The following is a 1,109-nucleotide window of genomic DNA, read 5'->3' as shown; positions in this document are numbered from 1 at the left end:
TCATGAAATATCGAGGCTAACTTGGAAGCGGAGCACCTCAAGATATTGGGCTACGCTAACAAGGATGATCACGCCAAGTGTAGCGAGAGTAAAAATCGAAATAACGAAGAGCGAATTATACCCAATCATGGCCTTCGAGATGGCTTCTGATACGCCGGACATATTGTTGAAAGTGATAAACATTCCAAGTAGCGAAAGCGGAACGACGGCGGCAATGACCCATAAATACCCTCTAACGAAGCTTCCTGCTGACAAAAAGCGATCGATCATACTTATGGAAAAATGAAGTTCTTTGTATGAACCTTCTTCTGGACTCAATGATTTAAGTAAATATCTAAAAAGAGAAGCATATTTGTCAGTCAATGTCTTTAGGCTTTGTTTTATCAGCCCAAGGCTTGTTTCGTTTGGAAAATTTTGGGTAATCGCCAAAGCACGTAAGTGGTTCCCCGCAAGGAGCGAAATCCAACTAAGTAAACCCGTGCTGACAGCTACCAACATTAAAATACCGTTCGCTCGTGGTGCCAGTAAACATGTCAACAGCAGGCCCGCGGAAAATAGCAAAATAGTTCGAGCGACACAACGGAAAATTTGCAGACTTTTGGGCTCGGTATCCAGTCGGCAACGTAGCGACTGTCTAAGGTTCAGAACTCCACGGATAGCGAAATACAACAAGATAACATCTATTAGAATAATTATGACCATGTCCTAATTATGAGACAGAGACCAGATCTGCGCTATGCAGTCGTGTCGACCATGTATGAATGGGCAATCATCCACATATGGAAAATGGAATTGCTCAAGGAATGGCTTTACGCGTAGTGAAGCGAAGGATGCGACCATCACGAAATTCTCTTGCCTCGCGATTTGGTGCTATGGGCCAAATACGAAGCCAACAGCCGTGAGCATTGAAACCTGGGCGTCTGCAAAGTCATGACCCTACCAAATCGTCATAATATCTGAGACGCGTCACCAAACCCCTTTGCATGAGGTGGAACCACTGGTAAGCATGTGAATGACCAAGCCCAAACCCCAGGGCTCTGGACATCGGCTCCCCATGAATAGTTAGAGTTCCCCGGAATGCTGGGGAAGAATCCACCTCCGGCACTATT

At 45.4% G+C, this 1,109-nt stretch carries 1 protein-coding gene; it reads right to left on the bottom strand.

Annotated features, from left to right (window positions below; translation table 11 throughout):
• Complete coding sequence (locus CIK76_RS19050) at positions 1 to 702, bottom strand: hypothetical protein (RefSeq protein WP_141393499.1); 702 nt, start codon at positions 700 to 702, stop codon at positions 1 to 3.
• Between the last annotated feature and the right edge of the window lie 407 nt (positions 703 to 1,109).

Source organism: Glutamicibacter sp. BW80, assembly GCF_002332385.1.
Lineage (GTDB): Bacteria > Actinomycetota > Actinomycetes > Actinomycetales > Micrococcaceae > Glutamicibacter.
This window is presented reverse-complemented; position numbering and strand designations above follow the sequence as displayed.